General features: G+C 69.0%; 2 protein-coding genes. Both read right to left on the minus strand.

From position 1 onward, the window contains the following. On the minus strand, nucleotides 1-88 hold an 88-nt coding region (locus tag IE244_RS43465), incomplete at its 3' end, for a carbamoyl phosphate synthase preATP-grasp domain-containing protein (protein ID WP_444545087.1). Beyond that, nucleotides 81-758 (minus strand): carbamoyl phosphate synthase small subunit (locus IE244_RS41605; protein ID WP_191878771.1); only part of this gene is annotated, 678 nt, incomplete at its 5' end. The genes IE244_RS41605 and IE244_RS43465, both read right to left, overlap by 8 nt.

Consider the following 758-nt stretch of genomic DNA (forward strand, 5'->3'; position numbering starts at 1 on the left):
CGGAGTAGTCGAACTCGGCGGCCTGGCCGATGACGATCGGGCCGGAGCCGATGACCAGGACGGACTGGATATCGGTGCGCTTAGGCACGCTGGCCCTCCATCAGGGAAACGAAGCGGTCGAACAGGTAGGCGGCATCGTGCGGGCCCGCTGCCGCTTCGGGGTGGTACTGGACGGAGAAGGCCGGCTGGTCGAGCAGCTGCAGCCCCTCCACGACGTTGTCGTTCAGGCAGACGTGCGAGACCTCCGCGCGGCCGAACTTGGTCTCGCTGACCTTGTCGAGCGGCGCGTCCACGGCGAAGCCGTGGTTGTGCGCGGTGACCTCGACCTTGCCGGTCGTACGGTCCTGGACCGGCTGGTTGATGCCCCGATGGCCGTACTTCAGCTTGTACGTGCCGAAGCCGAGGGCGCGGCCGAGGATCTGGTTGCCGAAGCAGATGCCGAACAGCGGGGTCCTGCGCTCCAGGACGGCCGTCATCAGCGCGACCGGGCCGTCGGCGGTCGCCGGGTCGCCGGGGCCGTTGGAGAAGAACACGCCGTCCGGGTTGACGGCGTAGACCTCGTCGGCCGTGGCGGTGGCCGGCAGGACGTGGACCTCGATACCGCGCTCGGCCATCCGGTGCGGGGTCATGCCCTTGATGCCGAGGTCGATCGCGGCGACGGTGAACCTCTTCTCGCCGATCGCCGGGACGACGTACGCCTCCTTCGTCGCGACCTCCTCGTAGAGGCTCGCGCCCTTCATGTGGGGCTGGGCCTGCAC

The organism is Streptomyces filipinensis, assembly GCF_014649495.1.
In the GTDB taxonomy this organism is placed as follows: domain Bacteria; phylum Actinomycetota; class Actinomycetes; order Streptomycetales; family Streptomycetaceae; genus Streptomyces; species Streptomyces filipinensis.